Annotated in this window: 18 protein-coding genes and 1 pseudogene; 15 read left to right on the forward strand and 4 right to left on the reverse strand. The window is 73.3% G+C overall.

The window, feature by feature from the left end; genetic code table 11:
- Positions 1–75 precede the first annotated feature (75 nt).
- The 9 genes and pseudogenes from DDQ41_RS03860 to DDQ41_RS03900 all read left to right on the forward strand — a co-directional run bounded on the left by DDQ41_RS03860 (position 76) and on the right by DDQ41_RS03900 (position 10026).
- Positions 76–1863: a glycoside hydrolase family 13 protein gene (locus DDQ41_RS03860; protein ID WP_109293204.1), complete on the forward strand. Its 1788-nt coding sequence runs from the start codon at positions 76–78 to the stop codon at positions 1861–1863.
- Between the two features lie 25 nt (positions 1864–1888).
- Positions 1889–2920, forward strand: coding sequence for a LacI family DNA-binding transcriptional regulator (locus DDQ41_RS03865; protein ID WP_109293205.1), 1032 nt, complete (start codon positions 1889–1891; stop codon positions 2918–2920).
- A gap of 162 nt (positions 2921–3082) precedes the next feature.
- Positions 3083–3946: a phosphatase PAP2 family protein gene (locus DDQ41_RS03870; RefSeq protein ID WP_109293206.1), complete on the forward strand. Its 864-nt coding sequence runs from the start codon at positions 3083–3085 to the stop codon at positions 3944–3946.
- Positions 3947–4494: 548 nt separating this feature from the next.
- Positions 4495–4791: pseudogene (locus DDQ41_RS03875) on the forward strand (urease subunit gamma); the annotation flags it as partial.
- Positions 4789–5376 carry an urease subunit beta gene (locus DDQ41_RS03880; RefSeq protein WP_449451402.1) on the forward strand — a complete coding sequence of 196 codons (588 nt, stop codon included), beginning with the start codon at positions 4789–4791 and terminating at the stop codon, positions 5374–5376. The pseudogene DDQ41_RS03875 and the gene DDQ41_RS03880, both read left to right, overlap by 3 nt.
- Positions 5373–7409 (forward strand): urease subunit alpha, encoded by a 2037-nt coding sequence (gene ureC, locus DDQ41_RS03885; RefSeq protein ID WP_109293207.1) that lies wholly within the window; start codon positions 5373–5375, stop codon positions 7407–7409. The genes DDQ41_RS03880 and ureC overlap by 4 nt, the downstream gene beginning before the upstream one ends.
- Before the next feature lie 372 nt (positions 7410–7781).
- Positions 7782–8456, forward strand: a complete 675-nt coding sequence (locus DDQ41_RS03890; RefSeq protein WP_109293208.1) for an urease accessory protein UreF — start codon at positions 7782–7784, stop codon at positions 8454–8456.
- A gap of 29 nt (positions 8457–8485) precedes the next feature.
- Positions 8486–9181 (forward strand): urease accessory protein UreG, encoded by a 696-nt coding sequence (ureG, locus tag DDQ41_RS03895; protein ID WP_109293209.1) that lies wholly within the window; start codon positions 8486–8488, stop codon positions 9179–9181.
- Positions 9182–9216: 35 nt separating this feature from the next.
- The gene (locus tag DDQ41_RS03900; protein WP_109293210.1) at positions 9217–10026 is read left to right on the forward strand and encodes an urease accessory protein UreD; all 810 of its coding nucleotides are present in this window, start codon (positions 9217–9219) and stop codon (positions 10024–10026) included.
- A gap of 382 nt (positions 10027–10408) precedes the next feature.
- On the opposite strand, the gene DDQ41_RS03910 is transcribed toward DDQ41_RS03900, so the two are convergent.
- Both DDQ41_RS03910 and DDQ41_RS03915 read right to left on the reverse strand, forming a co-directional pair.
- Positions 10409–13486: a bifunctional [glutamine synthetase] adenylyltransferase/[glutamine synthetase]-adenylyl-L-tyrosine phosphorylase gene (locus tag DDQ41_RS03910; protein WP_109293212.1), complete on the reverse strand. Its 3078-nt coding sequence runs from the start codon at positions 13484–13486 to the stop codon at positions 10409–10411.
- Positions 13487–13629: 143 nt separating this feature from the next.
- The gene (locus DDQ41_RS03915; RefSeq protein ID WP_109293213.1) at positions 13630–14991 is read right to left on the reverse strand and encodes a glutamine synthetase family protein; all 1362 of its coding nucleotides are present in this window, start codon (positions 14989–14991) and stop codon (positions 13630–13632) included.
- A gap of 141 nt (positions 14992–15132) precedes the next feature.
- On the opposite strand from DDQ41_RS03915, the gene DDQ41_RS03920 reads away from it, so the two are divergent.
- The 4 genes from DDQ41_RS03920 (at position 15133) to DDQ41_RS03935 (ending at position 18600) form a co-directional block, all read left to right on the forward strand.
- The gene (locus tag DDQ41_RS03920; protein WP_109293214.1) at positions 15133–15654 is read left to right on the forward strand and encodes a hypothetical protein; all 522 of its coding nucleotides are present in this window, start codon (positions 15133–15135) and stop codon (positions 15652–15654) included.
- A 230-nt stretch (positions 15655–15884) separates the two neighbouring features.
- Positions 15885–16481: a DUF3105 domain-containing protein gene (locus tag DDQ41_RS03925; protein ID WP_109293215.1), complete on the forward strand. Its 597-nt coding sequence runs from the start codon at positions 15885–15887 to the stop codon at positions 16479–16481.
- Positions 16478–17380 carry a DUF305 domain-containing protein gene (locus DDQ41_RS03930; protein ID WP_109297519.1) on the forward strand — a complete coding sequence of 301 codons (903 nt, stop codon included), beginning with the start codon at positions 16478–16480 and terminating at the stop codon, positions 17378–17380. Before DDQ41_RS03925 ends, DDQ41_RS03930 begins: the two co-directional genes overlap by 4 nt.
- Positions 17381–18180: 800 nt before the next feature.
- Positions 18181–18600 (forward strand): CBS domain-containing protein, encoded by a 420-nt coding sequence (locus DDQ41_RS03935; RefSeq protein ID WP_109293216.1) that lies wholly within the window; start codon positions 18181–18183, stop codon positions 18598–18600.
- 435 nt (positions 18601–19035) lie between these two features.
- On the opposite strand, the gene DDQ41_RS03940 is transcribed toward DDQ41_RS03935, so the two are convergent.
- Complete coding sequence (locus DDQ41_RS03940) at positions 19036–19779, reverse strand: DUF998 domain-containing protein (protein ID WP_109293217.1); 744 nt, start codon at positions 19777–19779, stop codon at positions 19036–19038.
- Between the two features lie 92 nt (positions 19780–19871).
- Here DDQ41_RS03940 and DDQ41_RS03945 point away from each other — a divergent pair, with 92 nt between their 5' ends.
- Positions 19872–21641 carry a multicopper oxidase family protein gene (locus DDQ41_RS03945; protein WP_109293218.1) on the forward strand — a complete coding sequence of 590 codons (1770 nt, stop codon included), beginning with the start codon at positions 19872–19874 and terminating at the stop codon, positions 21639–21641.
- A 421-nt stretch (positions 21642–22062) separates the two neighbouring features.
- A complete protein-coding gene (locus DDQ41_RS03950; protein WP_262508343.1) occupies positions 22063–23823 on the forward strand; it encodes an NAD+ synthase in 1761 nt (586 codons plus the stop codon).
- A 294-nt stretch (positions 23824–24117) separates the two neighbouring features.
- Here the strand turns inward: DDQ41_RS03950 and map are convergent, their stop codons facing one another.
- On the reverse strand, positions 24118–24900 hold the full coding sequence (gene map, locus DDQ41_RS03955) for a type I methionyl aminopeptidase (protein WP_109293220.1): 783 nt from the start codon (positions 24898–24900) through the stop codon (positions 24118–24120).
- Positions 24901–24920 lie beyond the last annotated feature (20 nt).

Consider the following 24920-nt stretch of genomic DNA (forward strand, 5'->3'; position numbering starts at 1 on the left):
TGTTACCGTCGGGGACAGGTCGCCGTCGGCCGGAAGATCCGGAACGTCCCGAAACAGACATCCGAAGGAGCGCCCATGACCCAGGAGCTCGGCACCACCTCCACGCCGCAGATCGCCCCGGTCGCCCCGGCCGCCCCCGCAGCGCCGAACACCCCCGCAGCGCCGAACACCCCGGCGGCGCCCGTCGCCCCGGTCGGTCGGGGCGCCCCGGTCGGTCCGGTCCCGCAGACCTCCGCGGCAGCCCCGGTCCCGCAGGCCCCTCCGGCCCCGCGGGCGACGCCGCCCGTCCGGCCCGGGGACTGGTGGCGGGACGCCGTGATCTACCAGGTGTACGTACGCTCCTTCGCCGACGGCAACGGCGACGGCATCGGCGATCTGCGCGGCATCCGCGACCGGCTCCCCCATCTCTCGGGACTCGGCGTGGACGCGGTGTGGCTGACCCCCTTCTACGCCTCCCCGCAGGCGGACGGCGGCTACGACGTCTCCGACTACCGGGCCGTCGACCCGCTCTTCGGCACCCTCGACGACGCCGGCGAACTGGTCGGGGAGGCGCACCGGCTGGGGCTCCGGGTGATCGTCGACATCGTCCCCAACCACACGTCCGACCGGCACGCCTGGTTCCGCTCAGCCCTGGCGGGCGGCCCGGAGCGGGCGCTCTACCACTTCCGGCCGGGCAAGGGCGAGCACGGCGAACAGCCGCCCAACGACTGGGAGTCGGTCTTCGGCGGACCGGCGTGGACCCGCACGGCGAACCCGGACGGCACCCCCGGGGAGTGGTACCTGCACCTCTTCGCCCCCGAGCAGCCCGACCTGAACTGGGAGCACCCCGAGGTGCGCGAGGAACTCGACGCGGTCATGCGCTTCTGGCTGGACCTGGGGGTCGACGGCTTCCGCATCGACGTCGCCCACGGCATGGTCAAGGCCGACGGACTGCCCGACATCGGCGCCCGCGAGCAGGCCAGGATGATCGGCGCGCAGGTGCTGCCCTTCTTCGACCAGGACGGGGTACACGAGATCCACCGCTCCTGGCGGCGGCTGCTCGACGGCTACGGCGGGGAGCGCATCGGCGTGGCGGAGGCCTGGACGCCCAGCCCGGAACGCCTCGCGCTCTATGTGCGCCCCGACGAGCTGCACCAGGCGTTCAACTTCCAGTTCCTGCGCTGCCCCTGGGACCCGGAGCGGATGAGGGAGGTCGTCGAGGCGTCGCTGGCGGCGACCGCGTCCGTCGGCGCGCCCACCACCTGGGTGCTGTCCAACCACGACGTACCCCGGCACACCACGCGCTACGGCGGCGGACCGGCGGGGCTGCGCCGGGCCCGGGCCGCGGCGCTGCTGATGCTGGCGCTGCCCGGCTCCGTGTACGTCTACCAGGGCGAGGAACTGGGCCTCCCGGACGTCACGGACCTGCCGGACGAGGTGCGCCAGGACCCGTCGTTCTTCCGCGCGGAGGGCCAGGACGGCTTCCGCGACGGCTGCCGGGTGCCGATCCCCTGGACCCGCGAGGGCGCCTCGTACGGCTTCGGCGCCGGCGGCAGCTGGCTCCCGCAGCCCGCGGAGTGGGCGGACCTGAGCGTGGAGGCGCAGACCGGCGTGCCCGGCTCCACCCTGGAGCTCTACCGGGCCGCGATCGCGTTGCGGCGCGAGCACCCGGCTCTCGGCGCCGGCGCGGGTGTGACCTGGCTCGACGCGCCCGAGGGGGTGCTGGCCTTCGCCCGCGGCGGATTCGTCTGCACCACCAACACCCGCGGCACGGACGTGCGACTCCCCGCGCCCGGGAGTTGCCTGCTGTCCTCCGCTCCGCTCGGGACCGGCGGCGGGACGGTCGCGCTTCCCGCCGACTCGACCGTCTGGTGGGCAATCTGAGATGCGACCGGTACAGTCCAATCCCATGACCGCACGGCTCGCCGACATCGCAGCCCAGGCGGGGGTCAGCGAGGCGACGGTCAGCCGGGTACTGAACGGCAAGCCGGGTGTCGCCCCGACCACCCGCGAATCAGTGCTCGCCGCACTCGACGTCCTCGGCTACGAGCGCCCCGTGAGACTGCGGCGCCGCAGCGCCGGGCTCGTCGGGCTGATCACGCCCGAGCTGGAGAACCCCATCTTCCCGGCCCTGGCCCAGGTCATCGGACAGGCACTGACCCGCCAGGGCTACACGCCCGTGCTGGCCACCCAGACCCCCGGCGGCTCCACCGAGGACGAACTCACCGAAATGCTGGTGGACCGGGGCGTCTCGGGCATCATCTTCGTCTCCGGACTGCACGCCGACACCACCGCCGACATGCAGCGCTACGAGAAGCTGCGCGCCCAGGGCGTCCCCTTCGTCCTCGTCGACGGCTTCTCCCCGCAGGTGCAGGCGCCCTTCATCTCGCCCGACGACCGGGCCGCGATGCAGCTGGCCGTGACCCATCTCGTCGCCCTCGGCCACACCCGTATCGGGCTGGCCCTCGGTCCGCGCCGCTTCGTGCCGGTGCTGCGGAAGATAGACGGCTTCGTCAGGGCGGTGCGCGACCAGCTCGGCCTGGGCGAGCAGCAGATCGGGGCCGAGCTGATCCAGCACTCCCTCTACACCCTGGAGGGCGGCCAGGCCGCGGCGTCCGCCCTGATGGACCGGGGCTGCACGGCGGTGGTGTGCGCCAGCGACATGATGGCGCTGGGCGCGATCCGGGCCGCACGGCAGCGGGGGCTCGAGGTACCCGACGACATCTCGGTCGTCGGCTTCGACGACTCCCCCCTCGTCGCCTTCACCGATCCGCCGCTGACGACGGTCCGCAAGCCCGTGCCCGCCATGGGTCAGGCCGCGGTCCGGACCCTGCTGGAGGAGATCGGGGGGACTCCGGCCCCGCACAGCGAGTTCGTGTTCATGCCGGAACTGGTCGTCCGCGGCTCGACCGCGGCAGGACCTCTGCACGGTTCGTCCTGATCTGTCCCGCCGGCCCGCACACCCTGCACCGGACTCCCGAATTCCGGGCCGTGCCGGCGAGACACGGGGGCCCCGGCTCGTCCTCAGGAGGGACCGGGCCCCTCTCGAACCAGCCCGAGGGATGATCGGATCGCTTGCACCCGTCTGGCAGACTCTCCTCCCATGGGTGAAGCGACCGTGAAGTCCTCGGAAGACCGGACCGCGCCCCCGTCACCCATGGTGACCGTGGACGGCCCGGCCCCGGAGCGGAGCAGACTGCGCGAGTGGCGGTCGGTCCGCCGGCCGCGCATCTGGTTCGAGATCCTCCTCATCGCGGTCAGCTACTGGACGTACTCCCTGGTCCGCAACGCCGTCCCCGAGCAGAAGGCCCAGGCCCTGCGGAACGCCGACTGGATCTGGGAGGCAGAGCAGGCCCTCGGCATCGCCGTGGAGCAGACCGTCAACCACGCCGCCAACTCGGTGACATGGCTGATCGTGACGATGAACTACTACTACGCCACGCTGCACTTCCTGGTGACCGTCGGCGTCCTGGTGTGGCTCTACCGCAGGCACCCAGGCCGCTACGCCCCCGCCCGGCTGGTCCTCTTCGCCACCACCGGCGTCGCGCTCGTCGGCTACTACCTCTACCCGCTGGCGCCGCCGCGGCTGATGAACGGCCAGGACTTCATCGACACGGTGCTGGTGCACCACACCTGGGGTTCCATGGCCTCGGGCGACCTGAAGAACATGTCCAACCAGTACGCGGCCATGCCGTCGATGCACATCGGCTGGTCGCTGTGGTGCGGGCTGACCGTCTTCGCACTGACGGCGGCCCCCTGGGGAAGGATCCTGGGGCTGCTGTACCCGACCCTCACCCTCGTGGTGATCGTGGCGACCGCCAACCATTTCTGGCTGGACGCCGTCGGCGGACTGCTCTGCCTCGGCTTCGGCTACGGCCTGTCCTGCGCCTGGTACGGAGCCCTGCCGCACCGGCTGCCGCGGCATGTGCCGGACCCGCTGCGCGGCGGCCCCGTGCTCACGGCGTAGGGCGGCCCGGGGACGCGGCGCGGGGGGAACCGTGCTCACGGCGCAGGGCGGCCCGGGGACGCGGCGCGGGGGGAACCGTGCTCACGGCGCAGGGCGGCCCGGGGACGCGACGCGGGGGGAACCGTGCTCACGGCGCAGGGCGGCCCGGGGACGCGACGCGGGGGGAACCGTGCTCACGGCGCAGGGCGGCCCGGGGACGCGGCCGCTCCCCGGTTCGGCCCCGAGGTCGCCGGGGAGGTCGCCGCGACCTCGCTCACCGGCATAGGGAACCGCTCGGGCCTCCCGGACGGCAGGCCGCGCGGCGGTCGCCGTCCCGCCCCGGACCGGGGCCGGTGCCGGGTGCCCGGGATCTCCGGCCCGGCCGGGTGACGGCTCGCATCCCGTATCCCGGATTTCATCAGATGGTGTGAATCGACCTCCGTTCGGCTGTTTCGCCCGCCTCGTCCTCTGAATGATCGAGTGGCGCCCGGGTGACGGCCGGGGGACGTGTCCGCGGTCCCCCGTGTGCCCGGCCGCGTGCACTGTCCGACCGAGAGAAACGGCTCATCGTGCATTTGACTCCGCATGAGCGGGAGCGCCTGCTGATCCATGTCGCGGCCGACGTTGCACAGAGGCGCCGCGACCGCGGGCTGCGCCTCAACTACCCGGAAGTGACGGCCCTGCTGACGGCGCACGTCTTCGAGGCGGCCCGCGACGGCAAGACCGTCAGCGACATCATGGACTCGGGTCGGCAGTTGTTCACCCGTGACGACGTGATGGACGGCGTCCCGGAGATGATCAGGAACGTCCAGGTGGAGGCCACCTTCCCGGACGGCACCAAGCTGGTCACCATCCACGACCCGATCCCGGAGGGCGCGGAGGAGAGCAGGGTGCACCCGGGCAAGGTCGAGCACCCCCGGCCCCCCGGAAAGCCGGGCTCCCCGGTCGACCGCGGAGACGGTGACGGCGGCGACCGCGGCGGTGGCGCAGGTGAATCGCCCGGGTGCTGCGACGAGGACGGCGACGCCGGCTCCCGGTTCGACGCGATCCTCTTCAATGTGCGTCTCGACGGGGACGACCAGGGCCCCAGCCTGCAGCAGGAGGCCACCTCCCTGCCGGGTCCCGGCAAGACGAGGATCAGGGTGAAGAACGAGTCGGACCGCCCCGTCCAGGTCGCCTCCCACTATCACTTCGCCGAGGTCAACCCGGGGCTCAAGGTCGTCGGCATCGAGGTCCCCGCCGGCCGGGAGGTCCCGGCCGACCGCAGTCTGTGGAACTGCGAGGCGGCGAAGGGCCGGCGGCTCAACATCGCCGCCGGCACCGCCGTGCGGTTCGAACCGGGTGACGAGCGCTGTGTGGAGCTGGTGCAGATCCAGGGTGCCGTCACGGCGGGCGGCGGCACGGGCGACCTGACCAAGATCCAGGGACTGCGCGAGGGAGTCGTCCGATGAGCGACCCGCAGAGGCAGACCCCCGGCCGGGCGCCGAAGCCGGGGAAGGGCCGGCCGAAGCCGGGCAACGAGCTGACACGGGCGGAGTACACGGCGCTGTACGGGCCGACCACGCGGGACCGGGTCCGGCTCGCCGACACCGACCTCACGCTGGAGATCGAGGCCGACTGGAGCGGCGGCCCTTCCTACAGCGGCAACGAGATGCTCTTCGGCGGCGGCAAGGTGATCCGCGAGTCGATGGGCATGTCGCACCTCGCCAGGGACGGGAAGGACGGCACGGGCAGGGCCACGGACCACAGGCCCGTGGACACCGTCATCACGGGCGCGCTGGTCCTCGACTGGTGGGGCGTGGCCAAGGCCGACATCGGCATCCGCGACGGCAGGATCGCGGCCGTCGGCAAGGCCTACAACCCCGAGACGATGAACAGGATCACGCGCTTCGAGATGCCGGACCGGGGACCCGCGAAGGAGGCCCCGCCGGTGACGCCGACGAACTTCGTCATCGGACCGAGCACCGAGGTCGTCTCCGGCAACGGGCGGATCCTCACCGCGGGTGGTGTGGACACCCACGTCCACTTCATCTGCCCCGGGGAGATCGACGAGGCCCTGGCCTCGGGTGTGACCACCCTGATCGGCGGCGGCACCGGACCGGCCGAGGGAAGCACGGCCACCACCGTGACCCCGGGCGCGTGGCACATCAGGCGGGTCTTCGAGGCGCTGGACGGGTTCCCGGTCAACGTCGGCCTGCTCGGCAAGGGCAGCACGATGAACGAGCACGAGCTCAACGCTCAGGTGGACGCCGGTGTCTGCGGCTTCAAGATCCACGAGGACTGGGGCGCCACGCCCGCGGTGATCGACCGGGCCCTGGACGTCTGTGAAGAGCGCGGTGTCCAGCTCGCCCTGCACGCCGACTCGCTGAACGAGTCCGGGTTCCTGGAGAGCACGCGGGCGGCCTTCACCGGCGACGGCAGGGACGCCGGGGGGAAGTTCACCGGGAAGAAGGCACGCTCCGTCCACATCTTCCACGTCGAGGGTGCCGGCGGCGGTCACGCGCCGGACATGATCGAGCTGGTGAAGGACCCGAACGTGCTGCCGGCCTCGACCAACCCGACGCGTCCCCTGACGGTCAACACCGTCAAGGAGCACGTCGACATGATGATCGTGTGCCATCACCTCAACCCGGAGATCGAGGCGGACATGGCCTTCGCCGACTCCCGGATCCGGCCGTCCACCATGGCCGCGGAGGATCTCCTGCACGACATGGGCGCCATCTCCATGATGTCCTCGGACGCCCAGGCGATGGGCCGCATCGGCGAGATGATCATGCGGACCTGGCAGACCGCGCACGTCATGAAGCGCCGCTACGGGCCGCTGAAGGAGGACCTCGAGGCCGTGAAGGCCCGCAGGACCGCCGCCGACGGCGACCCGTCCCGCGGTGACCGGCAGCTCCTGCCGAACGACAACTTCCGGGCACGCCGGTACATCGCCAAGTACACGGTCAACCCGGCGATCACGCACGGCATCGACGACCACGTGGGCTCCGTGCAGCCGGGGAAGCTCGCCGACCTGGTGCTGTGGGAACCGAAGTTCTTCGGCGTCAAGCCGCACATGGTGCTCAAGGGCGGCCAGCTCACCTACGCCCAGGTCGGCGACGCCAACGCGTCGATCCCCACCCCACAGCCCTACCAGCCGCGTCCGGTCTGGGGCTCCACCGGCCGCTCCCCGGGTCACAACTCGGTGAACTTCACGGCTCCGGGCGTGGCCCGCACCCTGAACGGAGACGGCACCGGCAGCCATCCGGGGCTCGGCCTCGGCAAGGACTTCGTGGACATCACCAGCACCCGCCACGTCACGAAGGCCGACATGAAACTCAACGACACCGTGCCCGACAGTCTCGAAGTCGACCACGACACCTTCGAGGTCACCATCGGCGGTGCGACCACGACCGACACCCGCACCGAACTCAACGGCGCGACCGTGCCACGCTCCTACGTCACCGAAGTACCCCTGGCCCAAAGGTACTTCCTCTTCTAGGGCGTGTCGCCGGAGCAGCTCCGCCCGCCCGCAGGGGCGGGCCCCGGCGTCCGGTGCGTGCGATCGCGGGGCGGAGGGCCATCCCCGTACCCACCGCACGTACCCGGCCGCGTCCGACACCGCAGCGCGGGGACGCCTCCCGTGCCCGAAGGGCCCCGGAGGAATGCGCGCCGGACGTCGCGGGCCAGGGGCACTCCCGCAACACGGCACAAGACCACCCCTGCCCGGTCACCGGACGAACCGGCCGGTGACCGGGGCCCGGGCGGGCCGGGGAACCGGCCACCACCGGGCGTCGCCGGCCGCGCCCGGCGACGTCCGGCGTACCTTCCCGACCTGCGAACCTGCGAACCTGCGAAAGGCGGCAGCCCATCCGTGAGCCGTGCAGCCCTGCTCCTGCTGGCAGACGGCCGCTTCCCCGCCGGGGGACATGCCCACTCCGGCGGCGTCGAAGCCGCGATCGCCCACCAGTCCGTACACGACATAGACAGCCTCCTGGCGTTCTGCCGCGGCCGGCTGCACACCACCGGCCTGACCACGGCCGGGCTGGCCGCCGCAGCCGCCGCCGGAGTCGACCCGCTGCTGCTGGACGACGCCGCCGACGCACGTACCCCTGCCCCCGCGCTGCGCGCCGTCGCCCGGCGGCTCGGCCGCCAGATGATGCGCGCAGCCCGTGCCACCTTCCCGTCCGAGCGCCTTGAGCGTCTGGCCGCCGAGCGTCCCCAGGGCGCCCACCAGCCGCTCGTACTGGGCCTGGCCGCCCGCGCCGCCGGGCTCACCCCGCTGGACGCGGCCCGTGCCGCCGCGTACGAGAGCGTCGGCGGCCCGGCCACCGCGGCGGTGCGACTGCTCAGCCTCGACCCGCTCGACGCCTCCGGACTGCTGGCGCGCCTCGGTAGCGACATCGACGCCGTCGCCGAAGCGGCCGCCCGGGCCGCGGACCGCGTCGCGGTCGAGGGCCCGGACGCCCTGCCGTCGGCGTCCTCACCGCTGCTGGACATCACCGGTGAACAACACGCCACCTGGGCCGTCCGGCTCTTCGCCTCCTGACACCCTCCCCTGCCCACCCGGAGTTCCTCGTGCACCTCGACCACCCCGAGACCATGCCGCAGCGCCACACTCACAGCGCCGGTCCGCTCCGCACCGACGGCGGCCGCCGGGCCCTCCGCGTCGGCCTGGGCGGCCCCGTCGGCTCCGGCAAGACCGCCAGCGTGGCCGCGCTCTGCCGCACCCTTCGCGAGACCTGGTCCATCGCCGTCGTCACCAACGACATCTACACCCGCGAGGACGCCGAGTACCTGCTGCGCGAAGCGGTGCTGCCGCCGGAGCGGATCACCGCGGTGGAGACCGGCGCCTGCCCGCACACCGCGATCCGCGACGACATCTCCGCCAACCTCGAAGCCGTCGAACACCTGGAGGAAACCCTCGACCCGCTCGACCTCGTGCTCGTCGAGTCCGGTGGCGACAACCTGACCGCGACCTTCTCCAAGGGCCTCGTCGACGTGCAGATCTTCGTCATCGACGTGTCCAGCGGCGATGACATTCCCCGCAAGGGCGGCCCCGGCATCACCACCGCCGATCTCCTCCTGGTCAACAAGACCGACCTCGCCCCGTATGTGGGGGCCGACCTCGCCGCCATGGCCGCCGACGCCGAGCGGCAGCGCGGCGGACTCCCCGTCGTCTTCACCAGCCTCACCCGCGACGACGGCATCAACGAGGTCGCCGACTGGGTCACCGCCCACCTCACCGGGTGGCACACCAAGGCCGCCGTGTGAGCCCCGCCGTACGACCCGGCCCGGACCGGGCGGCAGTGGCCGAAGCCCCCGCAGGCCCCGAGCAGCCTGCCGGGCACCCGCACGGGGTCCGGGCGGCGGCCCGCGTCCACGCCGCGTACAACGGACGCACCACCGTCCTTCCGCAACTCCGCAGCGACGGCCCGTTCCACCTCCGGCGCATGCGCACCGACGGTAGGTCCGCCAAGGTCGGGATCATCGGCGCGATGAGCGCTCCCCTGGGCGGCGACCGGCTCGCCATCGACGTCACCGTCGGGGACCGGGCCGCCCTGACGGTCACCACGGCAGCCGCCACACTCGCCCTGCGCGGCCCCACCTCCGCACCAGCCCACTACGACGTACGGATCACCGCCGGCGAGCACTCCGGCTTGCGCTGGCTCCCCCAGCCGCTGATCAGCTCGGCCGGCAGCAACCTCCGGCAGACCTACACCGTCGAACTCGCCGCGACCTCGCGGCTGTTGCTGAGGGAGGAGCAGCTCCTGGGCCGGGCCGACGAGGAACCGGGCCACCTCGTCAGCCGGCTCCTGGTCCACCGCGCCGGAAGACCGCTGCTCGACCAGCAGACGGCGTACGGGGACCCGGAGCCCGGCTGGGACGGCCCAGCGGTGCTGCACGAGCACCGCGCCGTCGGCCAACTCCTGCTCGTCAGGCCGAATACGGACCCCCACCGCGGCCCCGTCCTCCTCCGCGGAGGCTCCCGACGCGGGCATGCCGTCCTCGCACCGCTGGCCAACGGCCCGGCGCTGCTCGCCACCGCCGTCGCCCCGACCTCCTCGGCCCTGCGGGAGCTACTCGACGAAGCCCTCGCACACGCCCTCCGGACGTAGCGCCGGCGCCCGCCGCCCCTCGCGGACGGCGGGCCGTCTCGTCCTCACCGCGGCGCCGGCCCCGCCCGCGGCCTGCGCCGCGGCCCTTCGCACGGTGCACCGGACTGTGTGAGGGGAAGCGGCCGGGGGACGGAAACGCCGTGTCCCTCGAACGCGAGGGGCGGATCCGGGGCACCACCTCGGATGCGGACATTCCGATTCCGGTCCCGCGGACGCGGTCCGGCGGACGCGGCACACGCGAACCGGCGGACGCACCTCGCCGTGCCGCGGACGCGGCACACGCGGACCGGCGGGCGGACCGCCGGCGGAAGTCCCGCCCGGCCGGCACCCGGCCCGGCACCCGGTCGGCCAAGACCTCGCCCACCCCCGGGGACCGCGTCGGCTACGCCCCGTAGAACAGCCGCTCCACCACCGCGCGGGCCCGCCGCGTCGCCCGGCGGTACCCGTCCACCATCTCGCCCACATGCCCCTGCCCGTACCCCAGATAGCGGCCCACCGCGGCCAGTTCCTTCGCATCGGAGGGGAAGGTGTCGCCCGCGCGGCCCCGCACCAGCATGACGCCGTTGCGGACCCGCGTCGCCAGCACCCAGGCGTCGTCCAGGATCTCGGCGTCCTCCGCCGACAGCAGGCCCGCGTCCCGGGCGGCGGCGAGCGCCGTACGGGTGCGTGTGGTGCGCAGCGCCGGCTCGGCCCGGCCGTGGCGCATCTGAAGCAACTGCACCGTCCACTCCACGTCGCTGAGGCCGCCGCGCCCCAACTTGGCGTGCAGGGTCGGGTCGGCGCCGCGCGGCAGCCGCTCCGTCTCCATCCGCGCCTTGAGACGGCGGATCTCCCGGACCTCCTCCTCGCCCAGGCCGTCGGCGGGGTAGCGCAGTGGGTCGACCAGTTCGACGAAGCGGGCGCCCAGCTCCTCGTCTCCCGCCATCGGCTCGGCGCGCAGCAGGGCCTGGCTCTCCCAGACCAGCGACCAGCGGCGGTAGTAGGCCGCGTAGGAGGCGAGGGTGCGCACCAGCGGCCCGTTGCGGCCCTCGGGGCGCAGATCGGCGTCGATGAGCAGCGGCGGGTCGGAGCTCGGGAGCTGGAGCAGGCGCCGCGTCTCCGCCACGACGGCGCCGGCCGCCCGGGTGGCCTCGTGCTCGTCGACGCCCTCGCGGGGCTCGTGGACGAACAGCACATCGGCGTCGGAACCGTACGACAGCTCGTGTCCGCCGAAGCGCCCCATGCCGATGACCGCGAAGCGGGTGGGGAGTTCGTCCCCCCAGCGCTCGCGGACGACGGCCCGCAGCGCACCGGCGATGGTGGCCGCGTTGAGGTCGGTGACGGCTTCGCCCACCCGGTCGACGAGCGTGCCCGGGTCGTGCTCGGCCGGGTTCTCCTCGGTGCCGTACGAGCCGATCAGATCCGCCGCCGCGGTACGGAACAGCTCCCGCCGCCGCACGGCGCGGGCCGAGGCGACCCCCGCCTCCGCGCCGTCCGCGCGCCCCGCCGCCGCGAGCACCTCCTGCTCCAGATGGTCGCGGCCGCGCGGCCTCAGCCCCCCGGGGTCGCCGAGCAGCGCCACCGCCTCGGGGGCTCGCAGCAGCAGGTCGGGGGCGAGCCGGCCGGCCGACAGCACCCGGGCGAGGTTCTCCGCGGCCGCGCCCTCGTCCCGCAGCAGCCGCAGGTACCAGGGCGTCTTGCCCAGCGCGTCCGACACCTGGCGGAAGCCCAGCAGGCCCGCGTCCGGGTCGGCGGAGTCCGCGAACCAGCCCAGCAGCACCGGCAGCAGCGTCCGCTGGATCGCCGCCTTGCGCGAGACCCCGGACGACAGCGCCTCCAGATGCCGCAGGGCGGCGGCCGGATCGGCGTAGCCGAGCGCCTCCAGGCGCTGCCGGGCGGCCTGGGCGCTGAGCCGGGTCTCCCCCGGCGCGAGCTGGGCGACCGCGTCCAGCAGGGGCCGGTAGAAGAGCTTCTCGTGCAGCCGGCGCACGACGGAGCCGTGCCGCCGCCACTCCTTGTCGAGTTCGGCCACCGGGTCGGCGCGCAGCCCCAGGGACCGCCCGAGGCGCCGCAGGTCCTCCTCGCCCTCCGGCACCAGGTGCGTACGGCGCAGCCGGTACAGCTGGATCCGGTGCTCCATCGAGCGCAGGAAGCGATACGCCTCTTCGAGCTGTGCCGCGTCCGCCCGGCCCACGTAACCGCCGGCCGCGAGCTGTCCGAGCGCCTCCAGGGTGGAGCCGCTGCGCAGTGCGGGGTCGGTGCGGCCGTGCACCAACTGGAGCAGCTGTACGGCGAACTCGACGTCCCGCAGTCCGCCCGGCCCCAGCTTCAGCTCGCGGTCTATGTGCGCGGCGGGGATGTTGTCGACGACGCGGCGGCGCATCTTCTGCACGTCCGGCACGAAGTTCTCCCGCTCGGCCGCCTGCCAGACCAGCGGCGACACCGCGTCGACGTAGTCGGCACCGAGTTCCGGGTCGCCTGCCACCGGCCGCGCCTTGAGCAGTGCCTGGAACTCCCAGGTCTTCGCCCAGCGCTGGTAGTAGGCGAGATGGCTGGCGAGGGTGCGTACCAGCGGCCCGTTGCGGCCCTCCGGCCGCAGATTGGCGTCGACGGGCCAGATGGCGCCCTCGACGGTGGTCTCCGAGCAGATCCGCATCAGGTGCGAGGCGAGCCGGGTCGCGGCCTTCAGCGCGGTGGCCTCGTCCACGGCATCGGCCCCGGCATCGGCCCCGGGCACGGACGCGGCATCGGACCCGGACCCGGACGCGGGCCCGGACGCGGGCCCGGACGCGGGCCCGGACGCGGGCTCCCCGACGAATATCACGTCGACGTCGGAGACGTAGTTCAGCTCATGGCCGCCGCACTTGCCCATGGCGATGACCGCGAGCCGGCAGGCGGCGGCGTCCTCGGGGGCGTCGGCACGGGCGATGGCGAGGGCCGCGCGCAGCGTCGCCGTCGCCAGGTCGGCCAGTTCGGCGGCGGTCTGCGCCACGTCGGTGGTGCCGCACACGTCGCGGGCGGCGATCGACAGCAGACAGCGGCGGTAGGCGACGCGCAGCGACACCGGGTCGGTCGCCTCGGCGAGTCCCCGTTCGAAGTCGTCCACCCCGGGGTGCAGATCGGACGCCTCGTACATCACCAGCGCCTGCCAGTCGTGCGGGTGCCGGGCCAGATGGTCGCCGAGCGCGTCGGACGCGCCGAGCACCCCGAGCAGCCGGTCGCGCAGCGGCTTCGCGGAGATCAGCGTGTCGAGCAGCATCTGCCGCTCGTCCGGCTGCTGTGCCTCGACCAGGCGCACGAGTCCGCGCAGGGCCAGGTCGGGGTCGGCGGTGGCGCCGAGGGCGTCGAGGAGGACGGAGTCGGTGCGCACGGGCGCCATCTCGGGCAGGTCCAGGAGCCGCTCGGCCGCGGCGGGGTGGGTGAAGCCGTGTCGCAGCAGACGGGTGAAGGTGCTGCTTCTGCGCCCCGGCACCGATGTCATCCCGCCGCCTCCGATCAAGGTCCGGATCCGGGTCCGAGCGTAGTCGCAGCGGTACGGGGGACGCCCCCCGGAGGGCGTCCGGGCGAGGCGGCGCCCCTCGTAGGACGCGAACGAGCGTGGCCGGCACCATCGCCGGCACGCGCCTACAGCACCGGCAGGTTCTTCCGCAGCTCGAACGCGGTGACCTCGCTGCGGTACTCCTCCCACTCGCTCTTCTTGTTGCGGAGGAAGAAGTCGAAGACATGCTCACCGAGTGTCTCCGCGACCAGTTCGCTGCGCTCCATCAGCGTGATCGCCTCGCCGAGGTTCTGCGGGAGGGGCTCGATGCCCATCGCGCGGCGCTCGGCGTCCGACAGGGCCCAGACGTCGTCGTCGGCACCGGCGGGGAGTTCGTAGCCCTCCTCGATGCCCCTGAGGCCGGCGGCGAGCAGGACCGCGTAGGCGAGATAGGGGTTGGCGCCGGCGTCGAGGGAGCGGACCTCGATGCGGGAGGAGCCGGTCTTGCCCGGCTTGTACATCGGGACGCGGATGAGGGCCGAGCGGTTGTTGTGGCCCCAGCAGATGTACGAGGGGGCCTCGCCGCCGGACCCCGCGGTGCGGGCCGAGCCGCCCCAGATGCGCTTGTAGGAGTTGACCCACTGGTTGGTGACGGCCGAGATCTCGGCGGCGTGCCTGAGCAGGCCGGCGATGAAGGAGCGTCCCACCTTGGAGAGCTGGTACTCGGCACCCGACTCGTAGAACGCGTTCCGGTCGCCCTCGAAGAGGGAGAGGTGCGTGTGCATGCCGGAGCCGGGGTACTCGGAGAAGGGCTTCGGCATGAACGTCGCCTGCACCCCCTGCTCCAGCGCGACCTGCTTCATGACCAGGCGGAACGTCATGATGTTGTCCGCGGTGGACAGCGCGTCCGCGTACCGCAGGTCGATCTCCTGCTGGCCCGGCGCACCCTCGTGGTGGCTGAACTCCACCGAGATGCCCATGGACTCGAGCATGGTGATGGCCTGGCGGCGGAAGTCCATCCCCACGTTCTGCGGGGTGTGGTCGAAGTACCCCGAGTTGTCGGCGGGCGTCGGGCGGGAGCCGTCCAGCGGCCGGTCCCTCAGCAGGAAGAACTCGATCTCGGGGTGGGTGTAGAACGTGAAGCCCAGGTCCGAGGTCTTGGCCAGGATCCGCTTGAGGACGAAGCGCGGGTCGGCGAAGGACGGCGAGCCGTCGGGCATGAGGATGTCGCAGAACATCCGGGCCGTACCGGGGGCCTCCGCACGCCACGGCAGGATCTGGAAGGTGCCCGGGTCCGGCTTCGCGATCATGTCCGACTCGTAGACACGCGCGAAGCCCTCGATCGCGGAGCCGTCGAAGCCGATGCCCTCGTCGAAGGCCTGCTCCAGCTCCGCGGGCGCCACCGCGACCGACTTCAGGAAGCCGAGCACATCGGTGAACCACAGGCGTACGAACCGGATGTCGCGCTCCTCGAGCGTGCGGAGCACGAATTCCTGCTGCTTGTCCATAGCCACATCCTTGCAGTTCAGACGGCCTGTGCACCACCGCCAGGGCGTAGAGGGGAGCTTCAGTATCACGACCCGGGGTTTCGCCCAGATTACGCACCCCGTATGACGTGGAGCACGTACCCGCCGTTACCATCTGCCCCCATGGGGGGCATGCGGAGCGCCCGCACCGCGCGCACGGCGCGTCCCACGGCTCTGCTGAGTGCCGTGGCGACGCTCCTCGCCGCGCTCTTCTTCTGTCTGGGACAGGCCGGCCCGGGCTCCGGAGCGGCACTCGAGCACACCGCCCACCGGGCGGAGGGCGGGTTCGCGGCCTCCTCGTCTCCGGCCGCCGGGACCACCCGGACGGACGCGCCGGCCGTCGGGCTCGCCGCCGGGACCACCCGGACGGACGCGCCGGCCGTCGGGCTCGCCGCCGGGACCGCCCGGACGGACGCGCCGGCCGACCCGGCCACCGCGTACAGCTGCCCGTACGACCGCGGCGACTGCGGGATCTACCCGCATCTCGGGCCCGCCGTCCTCACCGCCCAGCCCCAGGACGCGCCGCCGGCCGCGGCCGGGCTCCCGCGGGGTTCCGCGGCGGACCGCCTCGCGGGCGGACCGCCGCACACCGGTGCGCTCCCACGGGCCCCGGACCTGCACGCCCTTCAGGTGCAGCGGACCTAGGCGTGCGCCGAGAGTCCCTCCCGGCCCCGCGGGCCGAGGGGGCCGCTTCTGGATCCCACCCCCCGGGAGGACCGTTCCGGCGCCGTCCGTGACGTCACACGTCGCCCGGCGCCCGGCGCCCGGCGCGGTGAAGCACGTGCACACCCCGCACCCCCGACTCAGAAGAAGGACGAAGCAGAGTGTCGAGCAAAACGAACAAGACGAACGACCGCCGCGCCCGTATAGAGGAGATGCGCCGCGCCGAACAGGCCCGTGAACGCCGCAACCGGATCATCACCATCTCGGTCAGCACCGTCCTGGTGGCAGGGCTCGTCGGCTTCGGCGCGTACGTACTGAACGAGAAGTCCGAGGAGAAGGCGCAGGCCGAGGCCGCCGCCAAGGCCCCGATCAAGGACGAGAAGTCCTGGGACGCCAAGGAACTCGGGCGCAACCACGTCACGACGGCCGTGAAGTACCCCATGAAGCCGCCGGTCGGCGGTGACCACCACCAGGCGTGGATGAACTGCGACCGCGACGTCTACGACAAGCCGATCCCCGAGGTGAACGCCGTGCACTCACTGGAGCACGGCGCCGTGTGGGTCACGTACAGCGACCAGGCCCCGGCCGCGGAGGTGCAGAAGCTCGAGGACAAGGTCGGCAGCACCTCGTACTCGATGATGAGCCCGGTGAAGGACCAGGCCGGGGCCATCATGCTCAGCGCCTGGGGCAAGCAGGTCACCGTCGACAGCGCGGACGACCCGCGGGTGGACCAGTTCTTCACCAAGTACGTGCAGGGACCGCAGACGCCCGAGCCGGGTGCCGCGTGCACGGGCGGGCTGGGCGCGTGACGCTCACTCTGACGCGTACGCACTGGTTCTCGATCGCGGCGGTGGTGCCGGCGCTGGTGTTCGCGGGTGCGGCGACGGTCGCGTCCGCCGGCGGCGACGGGCATACCGGCGGGCACGGGGGTGGCGCGGGGACGCCGGCCGCCCCCGCGGCGGACTCGGCCGACGCGGGGTTCGCCCGCGACATGGCCGTCCACCACCAGCAGGCGGTGGAGATGTCCTTCATCGTCCGGGACCGCACCGGGGACGAGGAGGTGCGGCGGCTCGCCTACGACATCGCCAACACCCAGGCCAACCAGCGGGGCATGCTGCTGGGCTGGCTGGATCTGTGGGAGCTGCCGAAGGTGGACTCCGCGGCCGCGCCGATGGACTGGATGGAGCGGGGCCACGGGAAGGACGGTCACGGAGACGGCGGGCACGGCGGCGACGCGCCGGGGAACGGGGGCGGGGGCGACGCGCCCGGGAACGGCGACGGCGACGGCGACGGCGACGGCAACGGCGACGGCAACGGCGACGGCGACGGCGACGGCAACGGCGACGGCAACGGCGACGGCAACGGCGACGGCAACGGCGACGGCGACGGCGACAAGCAGGATGCCGGCGGCGCGGCGGCGAGCCCGTCCGCGCAGCGGCCCGGCACCGGGGCGTTGATGCCGGGTATGGCCACCCGGGCGGAGCTGGACCTGCTGGCGAAGGCGGACGGCAGGGCGGCGGAGGTGCTGTTCCTTCAGCTGATGACCGACCACCACAAGGGCGGCGTCACCATGGCCGAGGGCTGCGCTGATCTGTGCACCGTGCCTCAGGAGAAGGCCCTGGCCCAGGGCATGGTCGACGCCCAGCAGTCCGAGATCGGCCTGATGGCCGACCTCCTGGAGAAGCGGGGGGCAGCGCCCCGGGCCTGAAACCGCCTCGCGGGCCGGACAGAGCGGGTAGAGCAGGCCGCGCGGGCCGGGTGGACCGGGTGGACCGGGTGGAGAGCCCGTCCCGCGCGGCGGGTCACGCTCCCCACGCGGAGGTTCACCCCGGGAACGGGAGTGCCCGAACCGCGGCACGGGCCGCTCCCGCATCCCCTGTCCCGGTTTCCTCCCGGTCTCCTCCCGGTCTCCTCCCGCCGTCCCCGACCGCCGCTTCCCGATCCGTGCCGCACCGCCCGAGGCGGGAGGAGCCGCGCGCGAACGGGAGGCGGCGGCCATGGCGGTAGGCGGCGGCCGCCGGTCCGGGCCACGGCGGTCCGGCACTCCCCGGCCCCGGCCCTGCGGTGGCCCGCCGGACGGCAGGGCACCGGGGGCGAGCCCGGTACGGTGACGCGCGAGCGTGCCACCCGCCGTCGGTCCGCCCCGGCGCCAGGGGGTTCGGAGGGGCCAGGGGGTTCGGAGGGGCCGGAGGGCTGCTGTGGCCTGTGCCCGGCGAGGGTGCGGCGCCCTCCCCGGAGCCGGTCGCCCCGTCGGGCGCTGCCACGGCGTCGGCGGTAAGGTCGAAGACGGCTTCCTCGGCGTCCGCCGGGACCGCCGGCCGGGCTCGCCGCCGCGCTGCGCGCCCACGTCGCGCCGAAGAAGCCCCCGCAGTCCCGGCCGGGGCGATCCCGGCCCGTGGTGCGCGGCGCCGGCTGGACCGCCGGCCGGTCCTCCTCCACCCGCGCGGGACGGCGGGCGCGAGATCGGGTGACAACGGATGTGGGCCACGCCCAGGAGGTAGAGACCCCATGACCACCGCCAAGGACATCATGCATTCCGGGGCCCAGTGGATCCCGGCACACGAAACTCTGGACCGCGCCGCGCAGTTGATGCGCGAGCTGAACGTGGGCGCGCTGCCCATCGCCGACACCGACGAACGGCTGTGCGGCATTTTGACCGACCGCGACATCGTGGTCGGCTGCGTGGCCATGGGCCACGACCCGTCGAGGATCACGGCGGGCGACATGGCCCGCGGAACCCCGCGCTGGATCGACTCCGGCGCTGACGTGGGCGACGTCCTGCACGAGATGCAGGAGCACCAGATCCGCCGGCTTCCCGTCATCGAGAACAAGCGCCTCGTGGGCATGATCAGCGAAGCCGATCTGGCGCAGCACCTGTCGGAGGACCAACTCGCCCAGTGGGTCGAGCAGGTGTACGCACGTAGCTGATCGGGCGTCAGCCCCCTCCCGTCGCGCGCCCAGCGGCCGGCGCCCGACGTGCCCGCACGACATGTGCCGCCACGACATGCACCCGCACGAAGTGTTGACACATGTCGTGGCGGCATACGGGAGCGTGGCACACGTCGTGCGGGCCATCACGACATGCGTCGCAACGGCGTTGGGCGCGGGCCCCTCCGACTCCCCCTGCCCGAGCGCCAGCCGTACGCCGGTGGACCGCCGGTGGTACGCCGGGAGAGGCACCGATGGTACGCAGGTGGACCGGCGGGAGGTTGCGGGGAGGCCGCCGGTCGTGGAACCGGCGCGCGGCCCCACGACCGGCCGTCCCGGGACCGGCGACCGCGTAACCGGAGGCCCCGGGACCGGCTCCCCGGACTGGCGCCGTCCGTCGGCCGAGTGCCCCACGGACCGGCCGTCGCACTCCCGTCAGTGCCTCATGACCGCCCGTGCCACCGCGTCCGGGCGGTCCTTCCCGCCCGTCCCCCGCCCGGGCGGGCCGGCACTCCCCCGCGCCACGGACAGCGCGAGTACGGCGAGCCACCCTGTCGCGGTCAGCACCTGGAGCCGCTGCCCTGCGCCGAGCCACCAGACGCCGCGGCCGGCCTCGAAGGCGGCGACGGCGGTCAGCGTCCAGACGGTGGCGGCGAGTTGTACCGCGAGGAGCACCGGCCCGCCCCGGCCAAGTGCGGGCCACCGGTGGTAGCGGCGCGCGGCGACCGTGAGCGCGGCCGGGCCGGCCGGCGCGCCGGCCATGGCGAGGGTGGAGCTGTAGGCGTGCGCGGTGTGCGTGGCCGGGACGAGGCCCGCGGTCTCCGGGGCCGCGCACTCCGGGTCGCCGGTGGGCGCGCAGCTGAGCGGCAGTCGCGAGTCGACCGCGGTCGCCGGGCCGAAGGCCGCGAGGGCTGCCCGGTCGGCGACGCACCACGGCCGCCTCGGGAGCGTCGGCAGTGCGGTGGCCGACCCGGCGAGGACGAGCAGTCCGGCGGCGAGGTCCGTGGACCGGAAGAGGCGGCCGAAGGGCCGGTCCGCTGCCGAGAGTTCACTTGCGTACGCCCGGACCGGGTCGAGGCCGGTGGCCAGGAGCAGTTCGAGTACCCGGGCGGTGTACAGCAGGGCGCCGAGCGCGATGAGCATCGCGACAGCTCTGGATGTACCGGATGTTTCGGGCATCGTGCCCCATGCTAGGTCGTGCTGCGTTCAGCCCCGCCCGGGGCCCGTCCCCAGCGGGGGCGGTGCGCGCATGTTCGACCAACCGGAGGGCCATGTCCAGTCAGGAGCACACCCGTCAGACCTCCCCCACCCGCCGCGCCGTGCTCGGCGCCGGGATCGCCGCCGCCGGGTCGGGGCTGCTCGCCGCCTGCTCCGGCGGAGGGTCGGACGACCGCGGCCGCGGCGCCGCGGGCGCTCCCGCCCGGGCTTCCTCCCCCGCCGACGGCCGGAAGGTCGGCGGCCCGGCGGCGGAGGGCAGTGTGGGGCCGCTCCGCACGAGTACGTTCACCGCCACGCCCGGCACGATCGACATCGGCCGCGGGCGCACGTTCAGGACCTGGACGTACGACGGCCGGCTACCGGGCAAGGAGGTGCGGATCAACGAGGGGGACACCCTCGCACTCACCCTGTCCAACCATCTGCCGGCGCCCACCACCGTGCACTGGCACGGCATCGCCATCGAGAACAGGATGGACGGCGTACCGGGCGTGACGCAGACGGCGATCAAGCCGGGTGGGACGTTCGCCTACCGCTTCACCGTGCCGCACGCCGGAACCCACTGGTTCCACCCCCACTACGGCGTGCAGATCGACCGCGGCATGTACGCGCCGCTGATCGTGGAAGACCCGAAGGAGCCGCTGGTCTACGACCATGAGTGGATCATCGTCCTGGACGACTGGGTCGACGGCGTGGACGGCTCCACTCCCGACGACGTGCTGGCGCAGCTCCTCAAGGGCAAACCCGCCATGGGACACGGCAACGCGCACGACCGCGGCCACGGCCACGGCGGCGGGGACGAGGTGCGGGACCGGAACCCCGGCGACGGCGACGGCGACGGCGACAGCAGTGACGGCGACGACGGCGAGCGCGGCGGAAGTCCGCGGCCCCGCCCCTCCGGCGGGGTCGACGCCGGGTACGGTCCGGCCCGTGATCACGAGCCGGACGCGGGCCGTGGATCGCCCGGACAGCCCGGCGGCAGGGGACCGCGGCGGCTGACGACCGACGCCACGAGCAAACTGCTGGGCGGTCACGCGGGCGATGTCGCCTACCCGTACTACCTGATCAACGGCCGTACGGCGGACCATCCGACGGAGTTCAAGGCGAAGCCGGGCGACCGGATCCGGGTGCGCATCATCAACGCCGGGGCCGAGACGGCGTTCCGGGTGGCGCTGGGCGGCCACGAGATGACCGTCGTCCACTCGGACGGCTTCCCCGTACACCCGTACAAGACCGACGCGCTGCTGCTGGGCATGGCCGAGCGGTACGACGTGCTGGTCACCGCCAAGGACGGGGTGTTCCCGTTCACGGCACTCGCGGAGGGCAAGAGGGGCTCGGCGATGGCCGTGCTGCGCACGGGTGGCGGGCCGACGCCCAAGCCGTCCACCCGCCCGTCGGAGCTGGACCGCCGAGTGCTGCAGTCGTCCGCGCACCTGCGCCCGGTGGAGTCGGTGGCCCTGGACCGGCGCCGCCCGGACCGTCTGATCCGGTTCACGCTGACCGGCGGCATGAAGCGCTACGACTGGGCGTTCGACCGGCGGCCGTACGACCCGGAGACGCTCCACCGGATCGAGTACGGCGAGCGGGTGCGGCTGGTGGTCGTCAACGCCACGGACATGTGGCACCCCATGCACCTGCACGGCCACACCTTCGCCCTGGCCGGCATCGACTCCCTCGGCGCCCGCAAGGACACGGCGATCCTGCTGCCGCACCGCAAGCTGGTGGCGGACTTCGACGCGGACAATCCGGGCCTGTGGATGTTCCACTGCCACAACATCTACCACTCGGAGACCGGGATGATGACGACGCTGGCCTACAAGGACTGACCCTCCGGACCCACCCGGGGCGGGGGTGCGGGGGTTCTCCCACCGAGGGGGCGGGCCGGGCGAGGAAGCGGGCGGCGGACCGGGAGCGCGGGGTTGCCGGTGCTCACGACCAACCGGGCGAGCAGCCGGGGCAGGGTTCTCCCACCGAGGGGCAGGCCGGGCGAGGAACCGGGCGGCGGACCGGGAGCGCGAGGTTGCCGGTGCTCACGACCAACCGGGCGAGCAGCCGGGGCAGGGTTCTCCCACCGAGGGGGCAGGCCGGGCGAGGAACCGGGCGACGGACCGGGGCTGGGGTCTTCCACCGAGGGCACGGACCGGGCGACGGACCGGGCCCGGTGCCGCGGCCCGGTGCCGCGGCCCCCGGGAGTGGCGCGGCCGCACCGCCAGGACATCGCGTCAGAGAGACGATTACACTGGGCACGTGCCTCAACTTCGCCTCGCCATGAATCAGATCGACTCGACCGTCGGCGATCTCGCCGGCAACGCCGAGTCGATCCTGCGCTGGACCCGGCACGCCGCCGCACAGGGCGCGCACCTCGTCGCGTTCCCCGAGATGGCGCTGACCGGCTACCCCGTCGAGGACCTGGCCCTGCGGCAGTCCTTCGTCGAGGCGTCGCGGGCCGCCCTGCGGGCGCTCGCCACCCGTCTCGCCGACGAGGGCTTCGGGGAGATCCCGGTGGTCGTCGGCTATCTCGACCGCTCCGAGAAGGCCCAGCCCCGCTACGGCCAGCCGGCCGGCGCCCCGCAGAACGCGGGTGCCGTGCTGCACGGCGGCCGGGTGGCGCTGACGTTCGCCAAGCACCACCTGCCCAACTACGGCGTCTTCGACGAGTTCCGGTACTTCGTGCCGGGCGGCACCATGCCCGTGGTCCGCGTGCACGGCGTCGACGTCGCGCTGGCCATCTGCGAGGACCTCTGGCAGGACGGCGGCCGCGTCCCCGCCGCGCGCTCCGCGGGGGCCGGGCTGCTGCTCTCGATCAACGCCTCGCCGTACGAGCAGGACAAGGACGACACCCGCCTGGAGCTGGTCCGCAAGCGCGCCCAGGAGGCGGGCTGCACCACCGCGTACCTCGCGATGATCGGCGGCCAGGACGAACTCGTCTTCGACGGCGACTCGATCGTCGTCGACCGCGACGGCGAGGTCGTGGCGCGCGCACCGCAGTTCGCCGAGGGCAGCGTGATCCTGGACCTGGACCTCCCGGCCGCTTCCGCCGACGCCCCGACGGGCCTGGTGGACGACGGGTTGGCCATCGACCGGGTCGTCCTCTGCGCGGAGCCGCTCCCGGCGTACGAGCGGCAGCTGACGGGCGGCTGCGCACAGCGGCTCGACGACGCGGAGGAGGTGTACTCGGCGCTGGTCGTGGGCCTGCGCGCGTACGTCGCCAAGAACGGCTTCCGCTCGGTCGTCATCGGCCTCTCCGGGGGGATCGATTCCGCGCTGGTCGCCGCGATCGCCTGCGACGCGCTGGGCGCGGAGAACGTCTACGGCATCTCCATGCCGTCCAGGTACTCCTCGGAACACTCCCGGGAGGACGCCGCCGAACTCGCCCGCCGCACCGGGCTGAACCTCCGCACCGTGCCGATCGAGCCGATGTTCGACGCCTTCCTGGGGTCGCTCTCGCTGACCGGCCTGGCGGAGGAGAACCTCCAGTCGCGGCTGCGCGGCACCACCCTGATGGCCGTCTCCAACCAGGAGGGGCACCTCGTACTCGCGCCGGGCAACAAGAGCGAGCTGGCGGTCGGCTACTCGACGCTGTACGGCGACTCCGTCGGGGCCTACGGACCGATCAAGGACGTCTACAAGTCCGCGGTCTTCCGGCTGGCGAGGTGGCGCAACCGGGCCGCCGAGGAGCGCGGCCGGATCGCGCCGATCCCGGAGAACTCGATCGCCAAGCCGCCGAGCGCCGAGCTGCGGCCGGGTCAGGTGGACACCGACTCCCTCCCCGACTACGACGTGCTCGACCGGATCCTTGCGCTGTACGTCGACCGCGACCAGGGCAAGGACGCGATCGTGGCGGCGGGCCACGACGAGGAACTGGTGGCGAGGGTGCTGCGGCTCGTCGACACCGCCGAGTACAAGCGGCGCCAGTACCCGCCGGGTACGAAGATCTCCGCCAAGGGCTTCGGCAAGGACCGGCGGCTGCCGATCACTAACCGCTGGCGCGAGACGACGACCCGCTGACGCCTGGCTGTGCCGCCCGACTGCGCCGCCTGACCGTGCCGCCTGACCGTGCCGCCTGACCGTGCCGCCTGACCGTGCCGCCCGGCAGGATTACCCGATGCCTGTTGCTTCCCGTCGAGCGCACTCGGCAGGTATGCCGGTGTCGCTCGGGCGGCGCCCGGCAAGCGCTCGCCGGTCGGCCGGCCCCGCTCCGGAGGCCGTCGCGAACGACGGAGGCGGGCGGGGACGACGGGGCGGGCGGGGGCGACGGGGGCGGGTCGCCCGGCCCGACGGGCCGCTTCGATGCGGTATCCCTCAACGCCGTGCCCGCGTGGGCAGGGTGAGGATTTCGGCTCCGTCGTCGGTGATGGCGATGGTGTGCTCGCTGTGCGCGGTCCGGCAGCCCGTGGCGCTGCGCAGTGTCCACCCGTCGGCGTCGGTGACGAGTGTGGCGGTGTCGGCCATGACCCAGGGTTCCAGGGCGAGCAGCAGTCCGGGCCGCAGTGTGTATCCGCGGCCTGGCCGCCCGGTGTTCGCGATGTGGGGGTCCTGGTGCATGGTCGAGCCGATGCCGTGGCCTCCGAACTCGGTGCTGATCGGGTAGCCCGCCTCATCGAGGACCGTGCCGATGGCGTGGGAGAGGTCACCGATGCGCGCCCCGGGCCTGGCGGCGGCGATGCCGGCGGCGAGTGCCCGTTCGGTCGCCTCGATCATCGCGACGCTCTCCGCAGGCCTGGCTTCGCCCACCAGAAAGCTGACCGCGGCGTCCGAGGCCACCCCGCCCTTGGCGACGGCGAGGTCGAGAGTCAGCAGATCCCCGTCTGCCAGCGGGTAGTTGTGGGGCAGCCCGTGAAGCACCGCGTCGTTGACGGCCGTGCAGACGTAGTGCCCGAACGGGCCGCGTCCGAAGGAGGGTGCGTAGTCGACGTAGCAGGACTGCGCTCCCGCCTCGCTGATCATCTCTTTGGCCCACTGGTCGATGTCCAGCAGGTTCGTCCCGACCGTGCTGCGCTGCTTCAGAGTGTGCAGGATGTCTCCGACCAGAGCGCCGGTGCCCCTCGCCCGCTCGAGCCGGGCGGAGTTCAGGATCTCGATCATGGGTAGGCCTCTCACGCGCT

This window comes from Streptomyces spongiicola (assembly GCF_003122365.1).
GTDB classification, from domain to species: Bacteria; Actinomycetota; Actinomycetes; order Streptomycetales; family Streptomycetaceae; genus Streptomyces; species Streptomyces spongiicola.